This is a genomic window from Burkholderia sp. SRS-W-2-2016, from assembly GCF_001931485.1.
GTDB lineage: Bacteria > Pseudomonadota > Gammaproteobacteria > Burkholderiales > Burkholderiaceae > Paraburkholderia.
In genome coordinates, this window is record NZ_MSDV01000058.1 from 36637 (window position 1) to 57338 (window position 20702).

Consider the following 20702-nt stretch of genomic DNA (forward strand, 5'->3'; position numbering starts at 1 on the left):
CGCGCGTTCAGCGGTCGTCGGCGCGCGCCGAAGCGGGTAAGATTGGGCCCGGCCGCCGGAGAACCGGCCACGGTGTGGCAGCTGAACACCGGCGAACCATGCATGAGGTTTGGAGTGAAAACAACCACACACGCGCAGCACGTGCCCGCCGCATCCCCCGCAACGCCCGAGCAGCAACCCAACCCCGCCGAACGCGCACGCGAGACGCCGGCCAAGGCGATGCCCGCCTACGAACAGATCAAACGCTACGTGCTCGAACGGATCGGCGAGGGCGTGTGGAAGCCGGGCGGCCTGATCCCGTCCGAAACGGAACTGGTCAAGGAATTCGGCGTCGCGCGGATGACCGTGTCGCGCGCGCTGCGCGAGCTGACCAGCGAGCGCGTGCTGACCCGCGTGCAGGGCTCCGGCACTTTCGTCGCGCCGCAACGCTATGAATCGACGGTGTTGGAAATCCGCAATATCGCCGATGAAATCGCCGCGCGCGGTCATCGTCATGCGGCCCGCGTGCTGACGCTCGAACCGAGCGACGACCCCGACGCGCTCGCGGCGCTCGGTCTCGCGAGCGGACCCGCGTTTCACTCCTGCATCGTGCACAGCGAGGAAGGCGAGCCGATCCAGTATGAGGATCGCTACGTGAATCCCCAGGTGTTTCCCGAGTACCTGCAACAGGACTTCTCGATCGAAACGCCGAATCACTACATGGTGCGGCTCGCGCCGATCCAGCGCGCGGAGTTTCGCATCTACGCGCAAAAGCCCGGCGCGCAGGTGCGCCGGCATCTGCTGATGGAGATCGGCGAACCCTGTCTGTTGCTGTGGCGGCGCACGTGGGTCGGCGAGCATGTCGCGACGTCGGTGCGGTTATGGCATCCGGCGTCGCGGTTTCATCTGGCGGGGACGGTGTAGCGGGGGCGGCTTTTCGATTCCACCGCTTCAACCTTGGCGCTGCGACGTATTCGGCGAAAAGCGGCAACCGAGCCGGTAACGCGAACCGGGATGCACGAAGCGCGCGAACGTGACCGCGACGCCATTCGTCCACGTGCGGCGCGTGAGCGTCAGACACGGCTCCTGCGGATCGATTTCGAGTAGTTCGGCTTCGGCGCCGGTCGGTCGCGCGGCGTCGACCACGTGTTCGAGATCGTGCATCGGCACGACCGTCTGCAGATATTCGGACGGCTTCAGCGCCGAGAAGTCGTGCTGCAGAAAATCCGGCGCGATCGCCGGATTCACATAGCGATCCTCCAACTGCACCGGCAAGCCGTTCTCGCGGTGCACGCAAGTCACATGAAACACCGATGCGCCCGGCGGCAAACCGAGCGCATTCGACACCGTCACCGACGCGCTCTCGCGTTGCAACAGCACCATATCGCACCGATACGAATGACCGCGCGAGCGGATCTCGTCGCCGATATGGGCGATCATCAGCAGCGTGGATTGCGGCTTGTTCGGCGCGACGAAGGTGCCGACTCCCGACACCCGCGTGACGAGCCCCGCGTCCGCGAGTTCGCGCAGCGCGCGATTCACGGTCATGCGCGATACGCCGAGCGTCGCGACCAGATCGAGTTCGGAGGGCAGCCGGTCGCCGGCACGGCGCTCGCCGGAATCGATGATCTGGCGGATATGCTGCTTGACCTGCTCGTAGCGCGCGGCCGGCGCCGCCTCGCCCGGGTGAGCGGCGTGAGCGGCACGGGCCAGGGCGCCGCTCGCGCCGCGCGCGCCGGCAACGGCTTTGCCGGGCTTGCCCTGGAGCTTGACGCGAGCGGTCGGACTCATAGCGGTTGCGCGTCGTCGGCGCCGCGCGTCCAGAACGCATTGCGGTCGAAATAGTTTTGCAGGAACTGCCGCAAACGCGGCTGCGCGGCATCGTGAAACACGTCGCGCGGTTTGCCCTGCACGGCGATGCGGCCTTGATCGATGAACACGACCTTGTCGGCGACCTGCGCGGCAAAGCCCATTTCATGCGTGACCACCGCCATCGTCATGCCGTCGCGCGCGAGCTGCTTCATCACCTGCAGTACTTCGCCGACCAGCTCGGGATCGAGCGCCGAGGTCGGCTCGTCGAACAGCATGATGTGCGGCTCCATGGCGAGCGCGCGCGCAATCGCCACGCGCTGCTGCTGACCGCCCGACAGCTTGGCCGGATACGCGTCGCCCTTGTGCGCGAGGCCGACCGTCTCCAGCATCGCATTGGCGCGGCGGCGCGCTTCGTCGCGCGGCAGCCGGCGCACTCGCAGCAGCGCTTCCATCACGTTGTCGAGTGCGCTCATATGCGGCCACAGATTGAACTGCTGAAACACCATGCCGACGTTGCGGCGCACGCGATTTATTTCGCCGTGCGAAGCACGCACGCGTTTGCCGTTGCGCTCGCTGTAGCCGAGCAGTTCGCCTTCGATCCGCACGTCGCCGTGATCGTAGGTTTCGAGCGCCGCGAGACAGCGCAGCAGCGTGCTCTTGCCGGAGCCCGACGGCCCGATGATGCAGACCACTTCGGAGCGCGCAATCTCCAGATCGACGCCGCGCAGCACTTCGACGTCGCCGAAGCGTTTGCGCAGATCGCGCACCTCGATCAGCGGCGCGGCCGTGCTCGCGGCGTTGTCGACGTTCGCGGCGGACGCGGAAGAAGGCATGTCGGCGATGGCGTTCATAAGGGTTCCTGAATCATGCCATGAAGCGCGCGAGGCGGGACTCGGCCCACATCCCCGCGCGCGAGGTCAGCTCGACCAGCGCGAGGTAGCACACGCACAGCACCAGCAGGGTTTCGACGAAAGCGAAGGTGGCCGAACCGATGCCGGTCAGCACGAAGGTCAGTTCGGGCACGGTGACGATCGACAGCACCGCGGTTTCCTTGCTCAGCACGATGATCAGATTGGTCAGCGCGGGCACGATCAGCACCAGCATCTGCGGCGCCTGAATACGCAGGATTGCTTGCCAGCGCGTCAGCCCCAGGCACGATGCCGCTTCCAGATGGCCGAGCGGCACCGACTGGAAACCGGAGCGGAATACTTCGGCGAAATACGCGCTGCCGTAGAGGCCCAAACCGACGATGCCGGCCGTCATCGGTTCGAGCGTCAGGCCGATCGACGGGCCGCCGTAGTACAGCAAAAACAGTTGCACCAGAAACGGCGTGCCACGAAACAGCTCGATATAGACGCGCAGCGCGGCACGCACCCAGCGCCCGCAAAAGAGTTGCAGTACCGCGATCAGAAAACCGATCGCGAGACCGATCGCGACGCCGGCGGCCCAGCTGCCGAGCGTGGTCGCGAGACCGGCGGCGATCGGCTGCAGGTTGTGCGTGATGACGGTGGAATCGAACGTTTGCATGGTGGGCTGCGCGTGGGCGGGGGCGGTCAGGCGTGCCGCAAACGATGTTCGGCCGCGTGCGCGACGAGCGCGAGCGCGCCGCAGATCACGAAGTAGATCAGGCCGGCGGCGACATACGCTTCGAGCGGCCGGTAAGTGCTCGCGGCGATGTTCTGCGCGGTGCGGGTAATTTCGGCGACACCGACCACCGAAATCAGCGACGACGCTTTGATCAGCAGCACCATTTCATTGACCAGCGACGGCAGCGTCAGACGAAACGCCTGCGGCACCAGAATGCGCCGCAGCGTATCGAGCGGCGTGAGGCCGAGCATTCGCGCCGCTTCCAGATGGCCGGGCGGAATGCTCAGAAAGCCACCGCGCAGAATTTCGGCGATATACGACGCGGAGCACAGCGACACCGTGCTGATCGCGGCGACGAGCGGCGATACGTTGATGCCGGCGAACGGCAGCAGGTAGTAGACCAGCAGCAGCTGCACCAGCATCGGCACGCCGCGAAAGAAGAACACATAGGCGCCGCCGGCCAGCCGCGCCGCGCGATGCTGCGATAGCCGCGCGCTGCACACCGCGATCGCGACGAAGAAACCGATCACGAGGCCGGTCAGCGAAATGCCGATGGTCGCTAGCGCGGCCTGCAGCAGCAGCGGCAGGCCCTGAACGAAGACGGTCGTATCGAACATGATGTGCCGGCCGGTGGGACGGGAAGGGCGGCGCGCGGCGAGATGCGGGGCGCCGCGCCGATGGTGCTCATGGCACTCGCTGCGCTCAGTAATTCGGCGCCGGCAGCGTGGTCGGCATGTCCATCGCGACGCCGAACCATTTCTTCTGCAACGCGGCGAGGCGGCCGTCGTTGTGCATCTTCACGAGCGCCGCGTTGAACGCGTCGGCGAGCGGCTTGCTGTCGGCGTCCTTGCGCAGCGCGTACGCGAAGTACACCTTCGCGCCGAACGGCGGCTGCACGACCGCGAACATTTCGGGGCGCTGCTTCGCGACATACGCGATATTGGTCATCGAGTTCGCGACCGCGGCGATGCGGCCGGCGGCGAGGTCCGCGTACGCCTGGTTGTTGTCCACGTATTCGCGGATTTCGGGCGGCTTGGGCAGCGTCGCGGTGTAGGCCTTCAGCTGGTCGAGCTGGGCCGAGCCCTTGCCCGCGCCGACCGTCTTGCCGGCGATATCCGCCGATTGCTTCAGCGACGTATCGTTCGCGCGCTTGAGCAGCGCGTCGGTCGCGTCGGCGACCGGCAGCGTGTACGTGTAGCGGTCCATGCGTGCCTTCGTGACCGTCAGCGGGCCGCCGACCATGTCGAACTTGCCCGCTTCGAGACCGGGCAGCACGCTCGGCCACGGCAGATCGATGAAGCGCACCTTCACGCCGATTTCCTTGCCGATCTCCGCGAACAGATCCTTGTTGAAGCCGGCCTGCTGACCGTTCTGCAGAAAGTCGAACGGCGCGAACTGCATCTCGGTGCCGACCACCAGTTCACCGGCTTTTTTTACTTTGGCGAGCTGATCATCGGCATACGCGGCGACGCTGGCCGCGCACAGCGACAGCATGACCAGACCACATTTCCAGCCTGCAAGGATACGCATGGGATTCTCCGGGGACGAACAGCGGTTCGAATGGCTGCAGTGTTTCTGGTCGGCATGGAATGCGCGACGGCGACTGCGCGTTGCGCTTCCTGCCAGGCAGTATATACCGCGTTTTCAGCGGAAAATAAATGCTCTCGCGAGTAGAGAAAAGCCCTGATATCAAGGTGTGCGATGCAACTTGCCGCGCTGCTTTTGGCGGTATATACAACTGCAATGCAGCGGCGCGACCAGAGCTTTTCGTTTTGCCTCTCGCAGTGCGTTTCATCAGCGGAAACCGCCGTACCCGGACTCCATTCATCCGATTTTCGAAGGAGCAGTGCAATGCCCGTGACCCGCATTCCGATCATCGATCTGGCCGGCGTACGCGCGCGCGATCCGCACGCGCTGCAACGCGTCGCGACGGAAATTCATGAAGCGTGTACGACGATCGGCTTTTTCTACATCGTCAATCACGGCGTGCCGCAAGCGACGATCGATGCGGCCGAGCAAGCCGCGCGCACGTTCTTCGCGTTTCCGGTCGAGACCAAACGGCGCGCGGCGGTCAATCGCCGGCATCGCGGTTTCAACGCGCTCGGCGACGCGACGATGTACCAGGCGAAGCGCCCCGATTACAAGGAGTTCTTCAGCATCGGCCTCGAATTGCCGGAGGACGATCCCGATGTAATGGCGGGCCAGGCGTTGCGCGGGCCGAACAACTGGCCGGATTTCATGCCGGAGTTGCAGCCGGCGCTGTACGGCTATTACGAAGCGCTCGGCGCGTGCGGCGCCGATCTGTTGCGCGCGGTCGCGCTGAGTCTCGGCGTCGATGCGGATTTTTTCGCGCCGCGCTACACGAAGCGGATGCAGCGCACGCAGATGGTCTACTATCCGCCGCAGCCGCCGCAAGCGGATCAGGACCAGTTCGGCGTCGCGCCGCATACCGACTACGGCTGCATCACGCTGCTGTGGCAGGATCAGGTCGGCGGGTTGCAGGTGCGCGAAATCGCCAACGATACGTGGATCGAGGCGCCGCCTATTGAGGGCAGCTTCGTCGTCAACGTCGGCGATCTGCTCGCGCGCTGGACCAACGACCGCTTTCGCTCCACGTTGCATCGGGTGATCAATGCGTCGGGGCGCGAGCGCTATTCGATCGCGACGTTCTACGATCCGACCTACGGCGCGCTGGTCGATCCGCGCGAACTCGGCGCGAGCGACGCGCAGGTCAAATATCAGCCGGTGGCCGCCGGCGATTACATACTCGGCCGGATCAACGACTCGATGGGCTATCGGAAGAAACTCGCCGCCGCGTCGTAAGCCGGCCAACAACAGGATTACTGGATGACAGATCAACGCATCACTCATGAGCCCGCGCAGATGCACGACCCTGCATCGGCCAATGCAACCGCGCCGCACGCGGCGAACCTCGACGCGACGCTCGACGCACTGCGCGCCGCGCTCGGCGCCGATGCGGTACGTGTCGGCGAGCAGATCGGCGAGCGCGCGCTGACCGATTGGACCCGGCACGAACCGACCCGGCCGGCGGCGTTGCTATTGCCGCGCACGGTTGAAGAAGTGTCGCGCGCGCTCGCGATCTGTCACGCCGCGCATCAACCGGTGGTGCCGCAAGGCGGGATGACCGGACTCGCGGGCGGCGCGATCGCGCGCGCGACCGATATCGCGTTGTCGCTCGAACGCATCAGCGGCGTCGAAGAACTCGACAGCGCGTCGGCGACGCTGACCGTGCGCGCCGGCACCACGTTGCAGGCCGCGCAGGAAGCGGCGGAGCAGGCGGGCTTCGAACTCGCGCTCGATCTCGGCGCGCGCGGCTCGTGCCAGATCGGCGGCAATCTGGCGACCAACGCGGGCGGCAACCGCGTGATCCAGTCGGGCACCGCGCGCGACCAGGTGCTCGGACTCGAAGTGGTGCTCGCCAATGGCGACGTGCTCACCTCGCTCGGCAAGATGGTGAAGAACAACACCGGCTATGATCTGAAGCACTGGTTCATCGGCTCGGAAGGCACGCTCGGCGTGATCACGCGCGCGGTGTTGCGGCTGCATCCGCGGCGGGCCGCGCGTCATACCGCGCTGGTCGCGCTCGGCGATTACGACGCGGCGGTGAGCCTGCTGCGGCGTCTGGCGACGCGCTTCGGCAACGACATCGGCGCATTCGAAATCATGTGGCCGGACTTTTACGATTTCGGCGTGAAGCTGACCGGCACGCGCTCGCCGTTCGCGGTCGCGCATCCGCTCTATGCATTGATCGAACACGCGGGCTTCGATGCCGACGACGACGGCTCGCGTTTCGCGCAGGCGCTGACCGACGCGCTCGAAGCGGGCGCGTTGCGCGACGCGGTGATCGCGCAGTCGGTCGCCGATGCGCGCGCGCTATGGGCGATCCGCGAATGCACGGCGGAGTTTCCGGTGCGGCTCGATCCGATCAACTTCGACGTGAGTTTGCCGATCGGCGAGATCGGCGCGTTCGTCGAGCGTTGCCGCGCGGCGTTGAACGAACGCTGGCCCGGCAACGAAGCGTATTTCTTCGGCCATATCGGCGACTCGAATCTGCATCTGACGGTGGACGGCGGTTCGGTGCCCGGCGTCGATCATCATGCGGTCTATGCGTTCGTCTACGAGATGCTCGGGCCGTTGCGCGGGTCGGTATCGGCCGAGCATGGGATCGGTTCGCTGAAGCGCGAGTTTCTGCCGATCTCGCGCTCGCCGGCGGAACTGGCGGCGATGGTCGCGATCAAGCGCGCGCTCGATCCGCACGGCATTCTGAATCCGGGCAAGCTGTTTTAACGGCGGCGCTAGCGGCTGTTGCAGCAGGTGGTGCTTAGGCGGCTTCTTGATAGGCGGCCTGAGCGGCCGCCTGTGCAATCAATGCGCGATCAATGTGCGATCAACGCGCAATCACCGGATCGAGCCCGGTCGCGCGCACCGTGTCCTGCGCCGCCGGCGACGCGAGATAGTCGAGTAACGCTTTGGCTTCGCGCGGATGCGGCGCATTCACCGGAATGCCGGCGGCGAAGCGCGTGACCGATTGCACCGAATCGGGAATCTTGCCGACGAAGGTCACGCCCTTCACCGGCAGCAATTCGCTGACCTGCTGAAAGCCGATGTCGTATTCGCCGCTCGCGACGACCGACGCGACCGGAATCTTCGGCACCATCTTCGCTTTCGGGCCGACCTGATCTTCTATCCCGAGCTTTTTGAACATCTCGCGCTGGATGTAGACGCCGCTCGCGCTATCCGAATACGCAATCGACTTCGCGTGCAACAGTGTGTCCTTCAAGCCCTCCACCGTGCTGATGTCGGGCTTCGGCGCGCCCTCGCGCACGACCATGCCGATCGGCGAATCGGCGAGTTCGACGCGCGAGGCCGGAATCACCTTGCCTTGCTTGATCAGATCGTCGAGCGCATAGCCGACCATGATCACGACATCCGCGGGTTCGCCGCGCGCGAGCCGGTTCGGGATCGCTTCGGGTGCCTGACCCATCGACGGCCCGAGAATCGTGTCGAGCGTGTTGCCGGTCGAGGCCGCGAACTTCGGCCCGAGCTGTTTATACGCGGCGGTGAAGCCGCCCGAGGTCATCACGCGAAGTTCGGCCGCCTGCACGCTGGTGGCGGCGACGCTGTTGCCGAGCAGTGCGGCGGCGAAAATTGACAGCAGGATTTTTTTCATCGGAATCCGGTGGGAGTGCGAAAGAGTTGTAGGCACAACGAAAGCGCGGCGTGCCCGCGCTTTGGCTGCGCAGCAGGAACCATACCGGAATGAACGCGCGACGAGAACCCGCCGCGCGCGGACGGCATGCAGATGACCCGCGATGCATCGGCTGCCGCGTTGCGTTGCGTTGCGTCGCGTTGCGTTTCGTGCGCGGCGCCGCCGTCAGTGCTCGTCCAGATAGCGGACGATCACCGGATAAACATCGACCGCCGCGTTCTTGCCGAAGATGCAGTCGATATGGCCGTAGCCCGGAATCAGATGCCGTTCGTACGGCTGCTCGGGGAAGCGGTTGCGCAGCATGTCGAAGGTCAGTTCGGTGCTTTCCGGCAGATAGGTTTCGTTCCGCTCGCCGTGAATAAAGCCGATCGGCAGCCGCATCCCTTCGAGTCCCTTCATTCCGTTCGCACCGGCGAGATAAACATTGTCGCCGCGCGCATCGACCACGTGACCGGCCCGCACCATCGCGGCCAGATGCTGGAACACCGCCATGTCGTGAATCCCGAACAGTTCCTGCAGGTTCGCATGCAGTGTTTCGTTCAACTGCTCGTGCTCGTAAAGCAGTCCATACAGGAAGGTCGCGCGATGGCAGATCGGACTGCCGCAACCCTCGTCGTGATCGAGCGGATAGAGCCGCAGCGCTTCGTCGAACAGATTCGCGGGCCACGAATCGTGCTGCGTGTAAGCAGTGAGATCGCGCACGCGCAGATGCTGCATCAGGTCCGGGATATGCAGGCCGGCCTTCACGCGCTGCAACTTGCCCGGCACCGGATGCGCGGCCACCTGCGAGATCACCGCCGAGCGCACGCCGGCGAGCCCATACAGCAGCGACATGCTGAGCGCGAGGCCGCCCATGCAATGACCGAGCACCTGGATTTGCGGCGCGCCGGTCAGGTCGCGAATCTTCGCGACCGCCGCGGGGATATCCTCGCGCGCGACCTTGTCGACGTCGGTCGGCACCAGCACGCTCGGCAGTTCGATGCTGACGCGCAGATCGACGAGCCACACGTCGTAGTCCGATGCGCACAGATATTCGACGAGGTTGGTCGCGATCAGGTCGGTCGAAAAGATCCGGCTCGATACGCCCGAGCCATGAATCAGCAGGACCGGTTTCGTGGGCTTGCCGCTGGCCGCGTCGTGGTAGCGCGTGAGCTTTAGCGTGGTGCCGTCGGGCGTCGTGAAGAACGTGATCTGCGGCGGCGGCGCGCGCAGCGTGCGCTTTGCACGCGGCGCAAAAGTCGGGTCGTAGAACTGCAGCGGCGCGGCGACCCCGCCGTATTCGCTGAACAGCACGCCCGCGAAGAACTTGCCGAATTTCAGCGTCCATTCGAGGCGGGTCTTCAGATCGGGTGCGTGCGTGACTTCGAGCGTGCGCTGCTGCTTCAGGAAGTTTGCCGGCGTGATGATCAGCGTCGCGGTGCCGACTACCGGTGCCGTTTCGTCAGACGACGCCCGGATTTGCGCATACAGCGTGTTGGTCTGCTCCCACAGGTTGATCGGCGACGTGCGCGTGATGATCTTCTGGCCGGTCAGATAGTAAGTCTTCCCCTCGCTCGCGTTCAGCGTCATGTGATACGTCATGTTGCGCTCGTCGACATCCGATGCGTCGACCACGAACAGGTTGAAGGTGCCGTCGGTGATCGTCAGCGGTTGCGCGGATAGCGCGGGGCAGGTCAGCGTGCCGGCGGTGCGCGCCAGATGATCCGGATTGCTGAGCATATCGGCGAGGTCGTCCGATTCGACCGTCAGCGTGAATTCGATTGGACTGCTCGCCGCGTCGCCCACCACCGCGGGCGTGTAGGTGCCGACCATCGTTTCGGTGAAGCGCAGGCCGATCTTTTGCGCGGGCGGCGGGGCGGCGGTGCCTTGCGCCGCGTAGTCGATCGACCAGCCGTGCTTCGCGGCCAGCAGCGCGCAGTTGCGTTCGGCGAGCGCGGAAATCGTCAGCAGCGGATTGACGCCGAGCGACATCGGCATCACCGCGCCATCCATCACGTACAGGCCGTCGTGCACCGCGTTGCCGGCCGCGCCGCTGAACACGCAGCCGGTGTGATCGACCACCCCATGCTGCGCATCCTCGCCCATCCCGCAGCCGCCGAGCGGATGCACGGTGACGGTGCGGCGGCCGAGAATCTCGTTCGAGATCGGGTTGCGCAGATATTTGCCGCCAAGCGGTACGGTCGCCTTGATCAGCACGTCCTCGATGGTCTGGAACACCGGCTGACTGCCGGCGTTGGGCCATGCGATGCGCGCGCGGCCGCGTTTGTCGATCGAGATGCGGCCGCGTTCGTCGTCGTGCGCCATCACCAGGTAGCTCTGCGTGTGATGCAGCGCGCCGTGATACGGGCCACGGATCACGCTGTCGATCGTGCGCGCGTCGTACGCGAGCCGCTCGTGCAGCGGCGGTGTCCCGGCCGGATCGATGCCTTCGAGCGGCGCGACCGCGCCGAGCATCGCGACCAGCGCTTCGCCGACCGGCCCGGCCAGCGAGCCTTCCTCGATCACGTAGCCATCCTTAACATCGGCGGCCGACGCGCGATTGTCGATCAGGCCGGTAATGGTTGGCCCGACCGGCTCGATCTCGCCCGCGTCGTGCTCGCCCCAGCCGACGCCGTTGATCGTGTCCCGGGTGTTGTACGCGAACGCGAGCACGTCGCCGTTGCCGGTGAAGTGTTGGCCGAGCATATCGGACACGTTCAGCCCCGCGTCGCGCGAGCGCAGCAGCAACGCGGTCGAGCCGATCGAGCCGGCCGCGACGATCACGATATCGGCGAGCACGAACAGATCCGGCGCGCCGAAGCTTTCGCGGCCGAGCTTGACGAGCTGGAAGTTGACCTTCCATTGCTGCGTGGCCGGATCGCGCAGCACGGAATGCACGGCGGCGCCGGTAAAAATCTGCGCGCCGTGCGCGACCGCGTCGGGCAGATAGTTCATATGGGTGGAGTTCTTCGCGTCGTAGTTGCACCCGGAGTTGCAATCGCCGCAACCGACGCACGCGTGCTGTTCGACGCCGGCCGCATTCGGGCCTGTGTTGAACGTGACCGTGATCGGCGGGCGGCTGAAACGGTCGGCCATGCCGAGCGCCTGCGCGGATTTTTCGAGTGCCTGCAGTTTCGGCAGCGGCGGGAAGTCGGCGGGCACCGGCGCCGGCGACAGCATTTGCCACGCGAGCGCGTAGCCGTTGTCGCGGCCGCGCTGGTCGGCGCGCAGCGCGGCCGGCCAGCGCGGATCGTTCCACAGCCGCGGGTCCGCGCGCAGCGCGACGTTCGCATTGATCAGCGAGGTGCCGCCCAGTCCGCAGCCGACCACCGCGTTGACGTCCTCGTTCACGTGCACTTCGATCAGCGCGAGCCGCGAGCCGATCTGCGCGGCGGCGGTGTTGTACTGGATATTTTCGACGCCGTGCACCGGCGTGCGCGGATACTCGCCGGCGATGAACTCGCGGCCTCGTTCGAGCACGCACACGCTGCGGCCCGCGCGCGCCATCCGGCTCGCGGCAATCGCGCCGCCGTAGCCCGAACCTATCACTACCACCTCGTAATGCGATTGCAGCGCCGTCGGCGCGCTCGATAAGCGGTTCATCAGGACCACCTCGTCTGGAATCGGATGCGGGGAGCGGAAGCTGTGCTTCGGAACAAAGACGGCGCGTGGCGGCAGCTTTTTTATCGTAGGCGGAACGCGCGCGCAAAAAAAGCGCGCCGTGGAGGGCGCGCAGACGTAGCGTGCGATGTACCGGGGCGCATGGCCGGGACGTCCCCTTACCGGTGCTAGCCGGCCGTCCCGTCATGCGCCGCTGTCGTCGCCTTTTATGTGGCCGCCTGGTTGTCCGAACTATTAGGCGGCCACTTCATTGCACTCGCTGGCACTCGACTCCGCCGCGAGCAGGTTCAGCGCGAGCAGGATCGCCGCGCGATTCTCGAGTTCGATCGCGATGCCGAGCACGTCGGTCAGCCAGCGGCCGATTTTGGTCGTGGAAAATTCCGCCGCGCCGGCCGTCTTTTTCATCGTGACGCCGAGTTTGACCGCGCGATAGTGATAGGAGGGAACCCGATGCCGAGTCGCGACCGCCGACAGTCCGCCCTTGCCCTCGGAGCACCAGCCGAGGCTGCCGGCCAGCACGATGCGCTCGGGTTCATCGAGTTCTTCGATAAACTCGCGCGCCGCGTCGCGCACCCGCTGCTCGTTCAGTCCGTATTGCAGCAGCACACTGTCGACCGGGTCTTCGAGCGCGTGCGCATGCAGATCGATCTCCTGCGCGACGCCTTCGCTTTCCATCGACACGTTGCGCTGATGGCACGCGCTGCGCAGACAATCGATCAGATAACGGCGGAAATACGCGCACAGCGCATAGCTGTTGGACGGCGCGCTGTCCGCGCACGCGCTGGTTTCGGTGTGGCCGGGCGCGAGCCGCAGCACCTTCGCGTAGATGAACTGCGCGACCAGTTCCTCCTTATCCTCGCCGAGCGCCTGCAATTCGAGCGGGTGATAGGTGCGCAGCGCGCGCTTGACCAGTTCGACCATCGACACCATTTCGTCCGCCGACAGTCGGGTCCGCCTGCGCCACAGCTCGGGCAGAATCGCGTCGTCGAGTTGGCGGGCGAACTCGTAGCTCGGGACTGCACCCATGGAAACCTCCGTCACGGTTGGCTGGGAGCGCGGTTCGGCCCCGCTGGAGAGGGCCTTTAAAGCTGGCGATGTGCCGGTGGTGCCGCGCTGAAAACGTGAATCCAGTATGGTTCGCGGCAACACCTTCGCCTATATGGATTAAGTGTTAGCTGATGGGTAAACTGCCGGGTAAACCTTCTGACGAACTACTAACTATTCGTCTGATGGATGGGGGTCCGAAGTAAAAGAACACCGCAAAAGGAGACCGCGCGATGCGGGCCGAGCCGATCCAGCGTGCTATCGACGAAGATCTGGTGCGAGTGCTGTACGCGCAGGACCCGATCGCGTTCTTCTCGCACTGGTTCTCGATCGCGGTGCTGGTGGCGATCTACTGGCCGCACGTGCCGGCGCCGCCGCTTTTCATTGCCTGCTTCGTTTTTTACGGGATCGCCAATTGCGCGGGCCTCGCGCTGTGGCTGTGCAATCGCCGCTATCCGAAACTGCTGTCGCCGCGCGACTGGATCTATCTGCACGCGCTGCGGGGCGTGCTGCTGTATAGCGGACCGGGTTTCGCGGTGTGGTTCGCGTTCCAGAGTCCGCAAACCGATCTGCCGGTGCTGCACACGGTGATGCTGGTGACGCTCGCGGCCGGCGTGTTCATGTCGAACGGCTTCGACCTGCTGAATTTCTCGACCTCGATTCCATTTCTGCTGCTGCCGTCGATCGTATTGCTGTTCGGCTCGCATACGTTCGATCGCACGATTCTTGCAGTCGTGCTGGCGTTTTTCTTCTGCGCGATCAACGTCTACGCGATGAGCTACCGCAAGCTGTTTCGCCAGGTCGTGCAGGCGCGCGTCGATCAGCAGTACCTGGCGGAATCGCTGGCCGCGCAAAAGCGCGTCGCGGAAGAGGCGAGTCTTGCGAAGACGCGCTTTTTCGCGGCCGCCAGCCACGATCTGCGCCAGCCGCTGCATGCGATCGGGCTGCTCGCGGCGTCGCTGAACGATCCGGCCGCGACTCCCGCGCAGCACGCGAAAACCGCTGGTCATATCGTCTACAACGTCGAGGCGCTGAACCAGCTGTTCAACCAGGTGCTCGACCTCGCGCGGCTCGAAAGCGGCGTGACCCAGGTGATCCGGCTGCATTTCCGGCTCGCCGAACTGTTCGAGCGGGTCGGCAGCCAGTACCGGCCGCAGGCCGCCGCGAAGGGGCTCGCGCTGCGGATCGCGCCGACCTCGCTGGTTATCTACGACGATCCGGTGCTGCTCGAACGGGTGCTGAGCAATCTGCTGTCGAACGCGGTGCGCTATACCGACGAAGGCGCGATCTGGCTCGGCTTGCGGCGCGCGGGGCGGCCCGGCGGCGGCTATATCGAAGTGCGCGATTCGGGCGTCGGCATCGCGCCGGCGGAGCACGCGCGGATCTTTGAGGAGTTCTATCAGGTCGCGAACCCGCAGCGCGATGCGCGTCAGGGGCACGGGCTCGGGCTACCGACCGTGAAGCGGCTGGTCGGCCTGCTCGGCGGCGAACTGCAACTGCGTTCGGCGCCGGGTCGCGGTTCGGTGTTCCGCTTTCCGGTGCAGGCGGGCGACGCGAGCGGGATCGTCGCGAGTCTCGACGATACGGTGGCGAGCGGGCCGGCGGCGCGCGGCCGGCGCGTGCTGTGCATCGACGACGAACCGTCGATTCTCGAAGGGCTCGCGAGTCTGCTCGCGCGCTGGGGCTGCGAGGTGCGCGGCGCGCGCGACGAAGCCGAGGCGCTCGCCGCGCTCGGCGACGGCTTCATGCCCGACGCGGTGCTGTGCGATTACCAGCTCGCCAACCACCGCACCGGCGTGCAGGCGCTGGGCGCGATGCGCGTCGCGCTCGCGCGCGCGGGGCATGCGAATGTGGTGACGCTGCTGATTACCGGCGATATGGCGTCGGCCGAGCTGGCGGCGCTCGCGTTGCAGGGCATTCCGGTGCTGCACAAGCCGGTCACGCCGGCGCGCCTGCGGCGCACGCTGGAGATGCTGTGGCAGCAGGCGGAACCGGAGCGCGGGCGCGGCGCGGAGCCGTTGACGAGCGCACCCGAAGCGAACGCTACAGCGTCTTCCCCGCCTCCAGCCAGCCGTTGATCACCGCGATCGCGGTCGAGCGGTTATGTACGCCGAGCGCCCGGAAAATCACCGACAGATGGACCTTGACCGTGCCCTCGGCGACGCCGAGATCGCGCGCGATCATCTTGTTGGTCCAGCCGCGATGCACGAGCCGCATGATGTCCTGCTGGCGCGGCGACAGGTTTTCCAGCAGATGCTGCTGATGCGGTTGCAGCGCCGGGAGCAGGGTCAGCGGTTCGGTTTGCGTGAGCGCGGCGCCGCGGGCGGTGGTGGTGGCGGTGGCGGCTCCGCCGGCGTCCGCGCCGACCCCGGCGCTGAGCGCGGCGTCGGCGCCGCTGCCGCTCGCCTGCGCGTCGCGCGAGCCCAGCAGACTGAGCGCTTCCATCGGCACATAAGCGCCGCCGGACAGCACCAGCTCGATCGCCTTCAGCATCACGCTGGCCGGCTGCCGCTTCGGCACGAAGCCCAGCGCGCCGGCCGCGAGCACCGCGCGCATTTCGTCGGGTGATTCCTCCGCGGACAGCACCACCACCGGCAGCGCCGGATTCGCCTTCAGCAGCGATTCGAGCGAACTCGCGCCGCTCATCCCCGGCATATGCAGATCGACGATCGCGAGATCGTGATTCGCGTCGGGGCGCGCGGCGGTCGCGAGGGTTTCCCAGCTGTCGGCTTCGTCGAACTGCGCGTCGGCATCGAAGCCGCGCAGCATCCCTTTGACACCTTGCCGGATCAGTTCATGGTCGTCGGCCACAAGAAACTTCATGATGTCTCCGCGAGTCGAGCCTGTCCGTTGAGGGTTGCCGGCATCGTTCGATGCGCTACGTGATGGTAATGCAGGTCTCCCGCGCATAGCTTCCGGCTTGCTTGGTAGACGAGCCGCGCGGCCGGTTTTTGAAGCGCCGTGCCGCGCGTGTTGCCAGTTTATGCCGGTCCCGGCTCGACGGGCGCCGGGATGCCGGAGTGCCGCTATTTGACCGCGAATAGCGTCGCGTACATCAGAAGTTTGAATGCATAACCGAGCGACAGCGCGGCGGCCACGCCGCCGCACCACAGCGCGACGAACCAGAGCCAGCCCGGCAGCTTGCGGCCGCGCGCTTCAGTGGTAGTGGTGTTGGTCGTCATGGCGCACCTTGCCTCGAAAAACCCAGTAACCCATCGTCGTGTACGCGATGATGATCGGCAGAATCACCGCTGCGCCGACCAGCGTGAAAGTCTGGCTGGTGCGCGGCGCGGCCGCGTCCCACAGCGTCAGGCTCGACGGAATCGCATACGGCCACAAACTGACCAGCAGGCCGAGATAGCCGAGCAGCACGAGAGTCAGCGCCAGCACGAACGGCGTGTTGTGATGCCGCGCGCGCACCGCGCGATGCATGAAGAACGCGCACACCGCGACGAGGAACGGCACCGGCAGCAGACGGTAGAAGATCCCGTCATGGAACCAGCGTTGTTTGATGCCCGCGTCCATCATCGGGGTCCACAGACTGACCACCACGATGAACGCGAGCAGCACCAGCGTGAGCGGCCACACCACGCGATGCAGGCGCCGCTGCAGATCGCCTTCGGTCTTCGCGACCAGCCAGCAGCAGCCGAGCAGCGCGTAGGTCGCGACGAGGCCGAGGCCGGTCAGCAGGCTGAACGGCGTGAGCCAGCCGAACGCGTCGCCGGCATACGCGCCGTCGATGACCGGAATGCCTTGCAGGAACGCGCCGAGCACGATCCCCTGGAAGAACGTCGCGCCGGCCGAACCGCCGATGAACGCGAGGTCCCACAGGTGCTTGGTGCGGCGCGCCTTCGCGCGAATCTCGAACGACACGCCGCGAAAAATCAGGCACACCAGCATGAAAATGAGCGGCAGATAGAGCGCCGACAGCACGGTCACATAGACGACCGGAAACACCGCGAACAGCGCGGCGGCGCCGAGCACCAGCCAGGTTTCGTTGCCGTCCCAGACCGGCGCGACCGTGTTCATCATCAGGTCGCGTTCCTTCTCGTCGGGGAAGAACGGGAAGACGATGCCGATGCCGAGGTCGAAGCCGTCCAGCACGACGTACATGAAAAGGCCCAGCGCGATGATCGCGGCCCAAACGACGGTGACGTCCATAGTATTTCTCTCGTGGCGGTTAGGCGGCGTCGATCATCTGATCGGCGGCGGACAGCGGGCGGCGCGCGGTCTGCGCGGGGCTCGGGTGCGGCGCGTCGTGCGGGGTCTGGCCGGGCAGCGCGGGGCCTTTGCGCATCAGTTTCAGCATGTAGTAGATGCCGGTGCCGAACACGAGGAAGTAGACGACCACGAAGGTCATCAGCGACAGCCCGACCTGCTGCGCGGTCAGCGGCGACACCGCCTGCGACGTGCGCATCACGCCGTACACGACCCACGGCTGACGGCCCGCTTCGGTGGTGACCCAGCCGGCCAGCAGCGTGATGAAGCCGCTCGGACCCATCGCCAGACACAGGCGCTGGAACCACTTCGACTCGAACAGACGGCCGCGGCGGCGCAGCACCCATGCGGCGATCGACATCGCGATCATCAGCACGCCCAGGCCCGCCATGATGCGAAAGCTCCAGAACACCACGGTCGAATTCGGCCGGTCTTGCGGCGGGAATTCCTTCAGGCCGCGGATTTCGCCGTCCCAGCTGTGGGTGAGGATCAGGCTGCCCAGGTGCGGAATCGACACCGCGTAGCGGGTGGTTTCGGCCTTCATGTCGGGGATGCCGAACAGGTTCAGCGCGGTGCCGCCTGTTTCGGTCTCCCAAAGACCTTCGATCGCGGCGATCTTCGCCGGCTGATATTCGCGCGTATTCAGACCGTGCTGATCGCCGACGAAGGCCTGGATCGGCGTGAGGATCAGCAGCAGCCACAGCGCCATCGAGAACATTTTCTTGACCGCCGGATCGCGCCGGCCGCGCAGCAGATGCCATGCGCCGACCGCCGCGACCACCAGAGCGGCGACGATGAACGCCGCGAGCGCCATATGCGCGAGACGGTACGGGAACGACGGATTGAAGATGATCTTGAACCAGTCGAGCGGCACGACCTGGCCGTTGACGACTTCGAAGCCTTGCGGCGTCTGCATCCAGCTATTGGACGCGAGAATCCAGAAGGTCGAGATCAGCGTGCCGATCGCGACCATCAGCGTCGCGCCGAAGTGCGCGCGCGGACTCACGCGCTGCCAGCCGAACAGCATGATGCCGAGGAAGCCCGCTTCGAGAAAGAACGCGGTCATCACTTCGTACATCAGCAGCGGACCGGTGACCGGCCCCGCGAAACTGGAAAAGCCCGACCAGTTGGTGCCGAACTGATAAGCCATGACGACGCCGGAAACGACGCCCATACCGAAGGCCACCGCGAAGATTTTCGACCAGAACAGGCAAAGATCTTTGTAGTAGGTCTTACCGGTTTTCAGCCAGCGCCATTCGAGCACCGCGATAAAGCTGGCGAGTCCGATACTGAGTGCGGGGAAAACGATATGAAATGAAACGGTGAACGCGAATTGAATGCGGGCGAGATCGAACGCCGATATTGCAGAGCTCATAATCGTGTTGTGCGTGATAGCCGGGTGAGCGGACTTCCGCGCGTCGACCGGTGTCGGTGCGCACTACCCTGGGGCAGATGGCGCAAGCGTAGGGGATCGAAGGAAATCGTGTTGCAATGCGACGTGCGTCAAAGAACCGCGTTGTTTAATCGCTGATTTGCATATCGATCTCGCAAGTTCTTGATGGCGATCAACTTTTAGTTTGTGCATAACGTGAAGGGATTGGCGCACCGGCGCATGCGCTGCGGCAATCGACCGCGCTGCAGCAATACCGTGCGGCGATGCGTTGCGCGCCGTGGTCGCGGCGGCTCGCGCGCGTGGTCCGTCGGCAACCGACAATCGATCCATCCGAACCGACTTCTTCAGCCGGCACGCTAGCCACGCGATTTTTTTACTTCTACGATGCTCGCTGCCGGCTAATTGCTTCAGCTATTTTCTTTTTCTTTTTGTTTTATTGATTGCGCATTAAGCCGTCCGCTATGTGGGTCGTATTCGCCGCTTTTGCGTTAATTGCGGCGGCCTGTTATTAGTCGCGGCTTTGGCCGTTTCCCTGATTTGTTTGCCGCCGCGCTGATTGCTGTCACGCGCGGGCGGCATGCTTCGACACTGCTTCAGCTTCATCCACCTGCCGGCGACGGCAGACTTCATCCTTCAGGAGTCAGCAGATGAGCACGATCAAAACGAAAGACGGTACGTCGATTTTCTACAAGGATTGGGGCAAGGGGCGCCCGGTGGTGTTTTCGCACGGCTGGCCGCTGACCGCCGATGCGTGGGATGCGCAGATGCTGTTTCTCGGCAGCAAGGGCTTTCGCGTGATCGCGCACGACCGGCGCGGCCACGGCCGCTCGGAGCAGCCGTGGGACGGCAACGACATGGACACCTACGCGGACGATCTGGCCGCGCTGATCGAGCATCTCGACCTGCAGGACGCGACGCTGGTCGGTCATTCGACCGGCGGCGGCGAGGTTGCGCATTACATCGGCCGTCATGGCACCGCGCGGGTCGCGAAGGCGGTGCTGATCGGCGCGGTGCCGCCGCTGATGCTGAAGACCTCGGACAATCCGCTCGGCCTGCCGATCGACGTGTTCGACGGGATCCGCAAGGGCGTCGTCGACGATCGCTCGCAGTTCTTCAAGGATCTCGCGGTGGCGTTCTATGGTTATAACCGGCCGGGCGCGAAGGTCTCGCAGGGCGTGATCGATTCGTTCTGGCGCCAGGGGATAGCCGGTTCGATCAAGGGCTTGTACGACTGCATCAAGCAGTTCTCCGAAGTCGACTACACCGAAGACCTGAAGAAGATCGACGTGCCGACCCTCGTGCTGCACGGCGACGACGACCAGATCGTGCCGATCGACGCCGCCGGCCGGCAGACCGCGAAGATCGTCAAGGACGCAACGCTGAAGGTGTATGCGGGCGGTCAGCACGGGATGTGCACGGTCGAGGCCGACAAGGTCAACGCCGATCTGCTGGAGTTCATCGGCTCGTGATCGGGTGACGGGCTGACGGTTTGGTTGTTCTGTAACTGGCTGTGTCGCGAGGTCGAAGCGCGGGACGAGTGAAAGACGGGTAGGGCGCAACGGGCGGTGAAGATGATTCGCCGCGCGTCGGCTGGCCTGTTTTTCGCGGCGGTCCCGCGCTTTTTCGTTGGTGCCGTTCGAGGCGCGGACCTCGGGTTCGGTTGGCCGAGACGCGCGGTTAACGGCACGACAACCGGTTAATGAATGATTGCGGCCGTCTAAGTTATACGATGTCGCATAAACAAGATGTCCCCATCTCATTGATTATTAAAGAGATGAGAAAATGTGCCCCGATAAATTAAGGGTAAATGCCTAGTTGAATTCCGGCTATCGATCGTTG

At 65.0% G+C, this 20702-nt stretch carries 17 protein-coding genes; 5 read left to right on the plus strand and 12 right to left on the minus strand.

Going from position 1 to position 20702, the window contains the following annotated elements; all coding sequences use genetic code 11:
* Positions 1 to 114: 114 nt before the first annotated feature.
* The gene (gene hutC, locus BTH42_RS25290; protein ID WP_083654909.1) at positions 115 to 903 is read left to right on the plus strand and encodes a histidine utilization repressor; all 789 of its coding nucleotides are present in this window, start codon (positions 115 to 117) and stop codon (positions 901 to 903) included.
* A gap of 27 nt (positions 904 to 930) precedes the next feature.
* On the opposite strand, the gene hutC (BTH42_RS25295) is transcribed toward hutC (BTH42_RS25290), so the two are convergent.
* The 5 genes from hutC (BTH42_RS25295) to BTH42_RS25315 form a co-directional block, all read right to left on the minus strand.
* Entirely contained in the window at positions 931 to 1770 is an 840-nt protein-coding gene (gene hutC / locus BTH42_RS25295; protein WP_075303909.1) for a histidine utilization repressor, read from the minus strand.
* Positions 1767 to 2642: an amino acid ABC transporter ATP-binding protein gene (locus tag BTH42_RS25300; RefSeq protein WP_075303910.1), complete on the minus strand. Its 876-nt coding sequence runs from the start codon at positions 2640 to 2642 to the stop codon at positions 1767 to 1769. The genes hutC (BTH42_RS25295) and BTH42_RS25300 overlap by 4 nt, the downstream gene beginning before the upstream one ends.
* A 13-nt stretch (positions 2643 to 2655) precedes the next feature.
* Entirely contained in the window at positions 2656 to 3318 is a 663-nt protein-coding gene (locus BTH42_RS25305) for an amino acid ABC transporter permease (RefSeq protein WP_075303911.1), read from the minus strand.
* A 26-nt stretch (positions 3319 to 3344) separates the two neighbouring features.
* Complete coding sequence (locus BTH42_RS25310; protein ID WP_075303912.1) at positions 3345 to 3995, minus strand: amino acid ABC transporter permease; 651 nt, start codon at positions 3993 to 3995, stop codon at positions 3345 to 3347.
* 85 nt (positions 3996 to 4080) lie between these two features.
* The gene (locus tag BTH42_RS25315; protein WP_075303913.1) at positions 4081 to 4908 is read right to left on the minus strand and encodes a transporter substrate-binding domain-containing protein; all 828 of its coding nucleotides are present in this window, start codon (positions 4906 to 4908) and stop codon (positions 4081 to 4083) included.
* Between the two features lie 321 nt (positions 4909 to 5229).
* On the opposite strand from BTH42_RS25315, the gene BTH42_RS25320 reads away from it, so the two are divergent.
* Both BTH42_RS25320 and BTH42_RS25325 read left to right on the plus strand, forming a co-directional pair.
* A complete protein-coding gene (locus tag BTH42_RS25320; RefSeq protein ID WP_075303914.1) occupies positions 5230 to 6201 on the plus strand; it encodes an isopenicillin N synthase family oxygenase in 972 nt (323 codons plus the stop codon).
* Between the two features lie 60 nt (positions 6202 to 6261).
* The gene (locus BTH42_RS25325) at positions 6262 to 7686 is read left to right on the plus strand and encodes an FAD-binding oxidoreductase (protein ID WP_075303948.1); all 1425 of its coding nucleotides are present in this window, start codon (positions 6262 to 6264) and stop codon (positions 7684 to 7686) included.
* A gap of 100 nt (positions 7687 to 7786) precedes the next feature.
* On the opposite strand, the gene BTH42_RS25330 is transcribed toward BTH42_RS25325, so the two are convergent.
* The 3 genes from BTH42_RS25330 to BTH42_RS25340 form a co-directional block, all read right to left on the minus strand.
* Positions 7787 to 8569: a substrate-binding domain-containing protein gene (locus BTH42_RS25330; protein ID WP_075303915.1), complete on the minus strand. Its 783-nt coding sequence runs from the start codon at positions 8567 to 8569 to the stop codon at positions 7787 to 7789.
* A gap of 204 nt (positions 8570 to 8773) precedes the next feature.
* Positions 8774 to 12190, minus strand: coding sequence for an alpha/beta fold hydrolase (locus tag BTH42_RS25335; protein ID WP_075303916.1), 3417 nt, complete (start codon positions 12188 to 12190; stop codon positions 8774 to 8776).
* Positions 12191 to 12442: 252 nt separating this feature from the next.
* On the minus strand, positions 12443 to 13234 hold the full coding sequence (locus BTH42_RS25340) for a hypothetical protein (protein ID WP_075303917.1): 792 nt from the start codon (positions 13232 to 13234) through the stop codon (positions 12443 to 12445).
* 251 nt (positions 13235 to 13485) lie between these two features.
* On the opposite strand from BTH42_RS25340, the gene BTH42_RS25345 reads away from it, so the two are divergent.
* A complete protein-coding gene (locus BTH42_RS25345; RefSeq protein WP_075303918.1) occupies positions 13486 to 15330 on the plus strand; it encodes a hybrid sensor histidine kinase/response regulator in 1845 nt (614 codons plus the stop codon).
* Here BTH42_RS25345 and BTH42_RS25350 read toward each other — a convergent pair.
* The 4 genes from BTH42_RS25350 to BTH42_RS25360 form a co-directional block, all read right to left on the minus strand.
* Positions 15296 to 16075, minus strand: a complete 780-nt coding sequence (locus tag BTH42_RS25350) for a response regulator transcription factor (RefSeq protein WP_075303919.1) — start codon at positions 16073 to 16075, stop codon at positions 15296 to 15298. The two genes, BTH42_RS25345 and BTH42_RS25350, sit on opposite strands and share 35 nt — an antisense overlap.
* Before the next feature lie 203 nt (positions 16076 to 16278).
* Positions 16279 to 16434 (minus strand): hypothetical protein, encoded by a 156-nt coding sequence (locus BTH42_RS34995; RefSeq protein WP_143752204.1) that lies wholly within the window; start codon positions 16432 to 16434, stop codon positions 16279 to 16281.
* Complete coding sequence (gene cydB / locus BTH42_RS25355; RefSeq protein WP_075303920.1) at positions 16409 to 17413, minus strand: cytochrome d ubiquinol oxidase subunit II; 1005 nt, start codon at positions 17411 to 17413, stop codon at positions 16409 to 16411. The genes BTH42_RS34995 and cydB overlap by 26 nt, the downstream gene beginning before the upstream one ends.
* 19 nt (positions 17414 to 17432) lie before the next feature.
* A complete protein-coding gene (locus tag BTH42_RS25360) occupies positions 17433 to 18845 on the minus strand; it encodes a cytochrome ubiquinol oxidase subunit I (protein WP_075303921.1) in 1413 nt (470 codons plus the stop codon).
* 665 nt (positions 18846 to 19510) lie between these two features.
* Here BTH42_RS25360 and BTH42_RS25365 point away from each other — a divergent pair.
* Complete coding sequence (locus BTH42_RS25365) at positions 19511 to 20332, plus strand: alpha/beta fold hydrolase (RefSeq protein ID WP_075303922.1); 822 nt, start codon at positions 19511 to 19513, stop codon at positions 20330 to 20332.
* Positions 20333 to 20702: the final 370 nt, after the last annotated feature.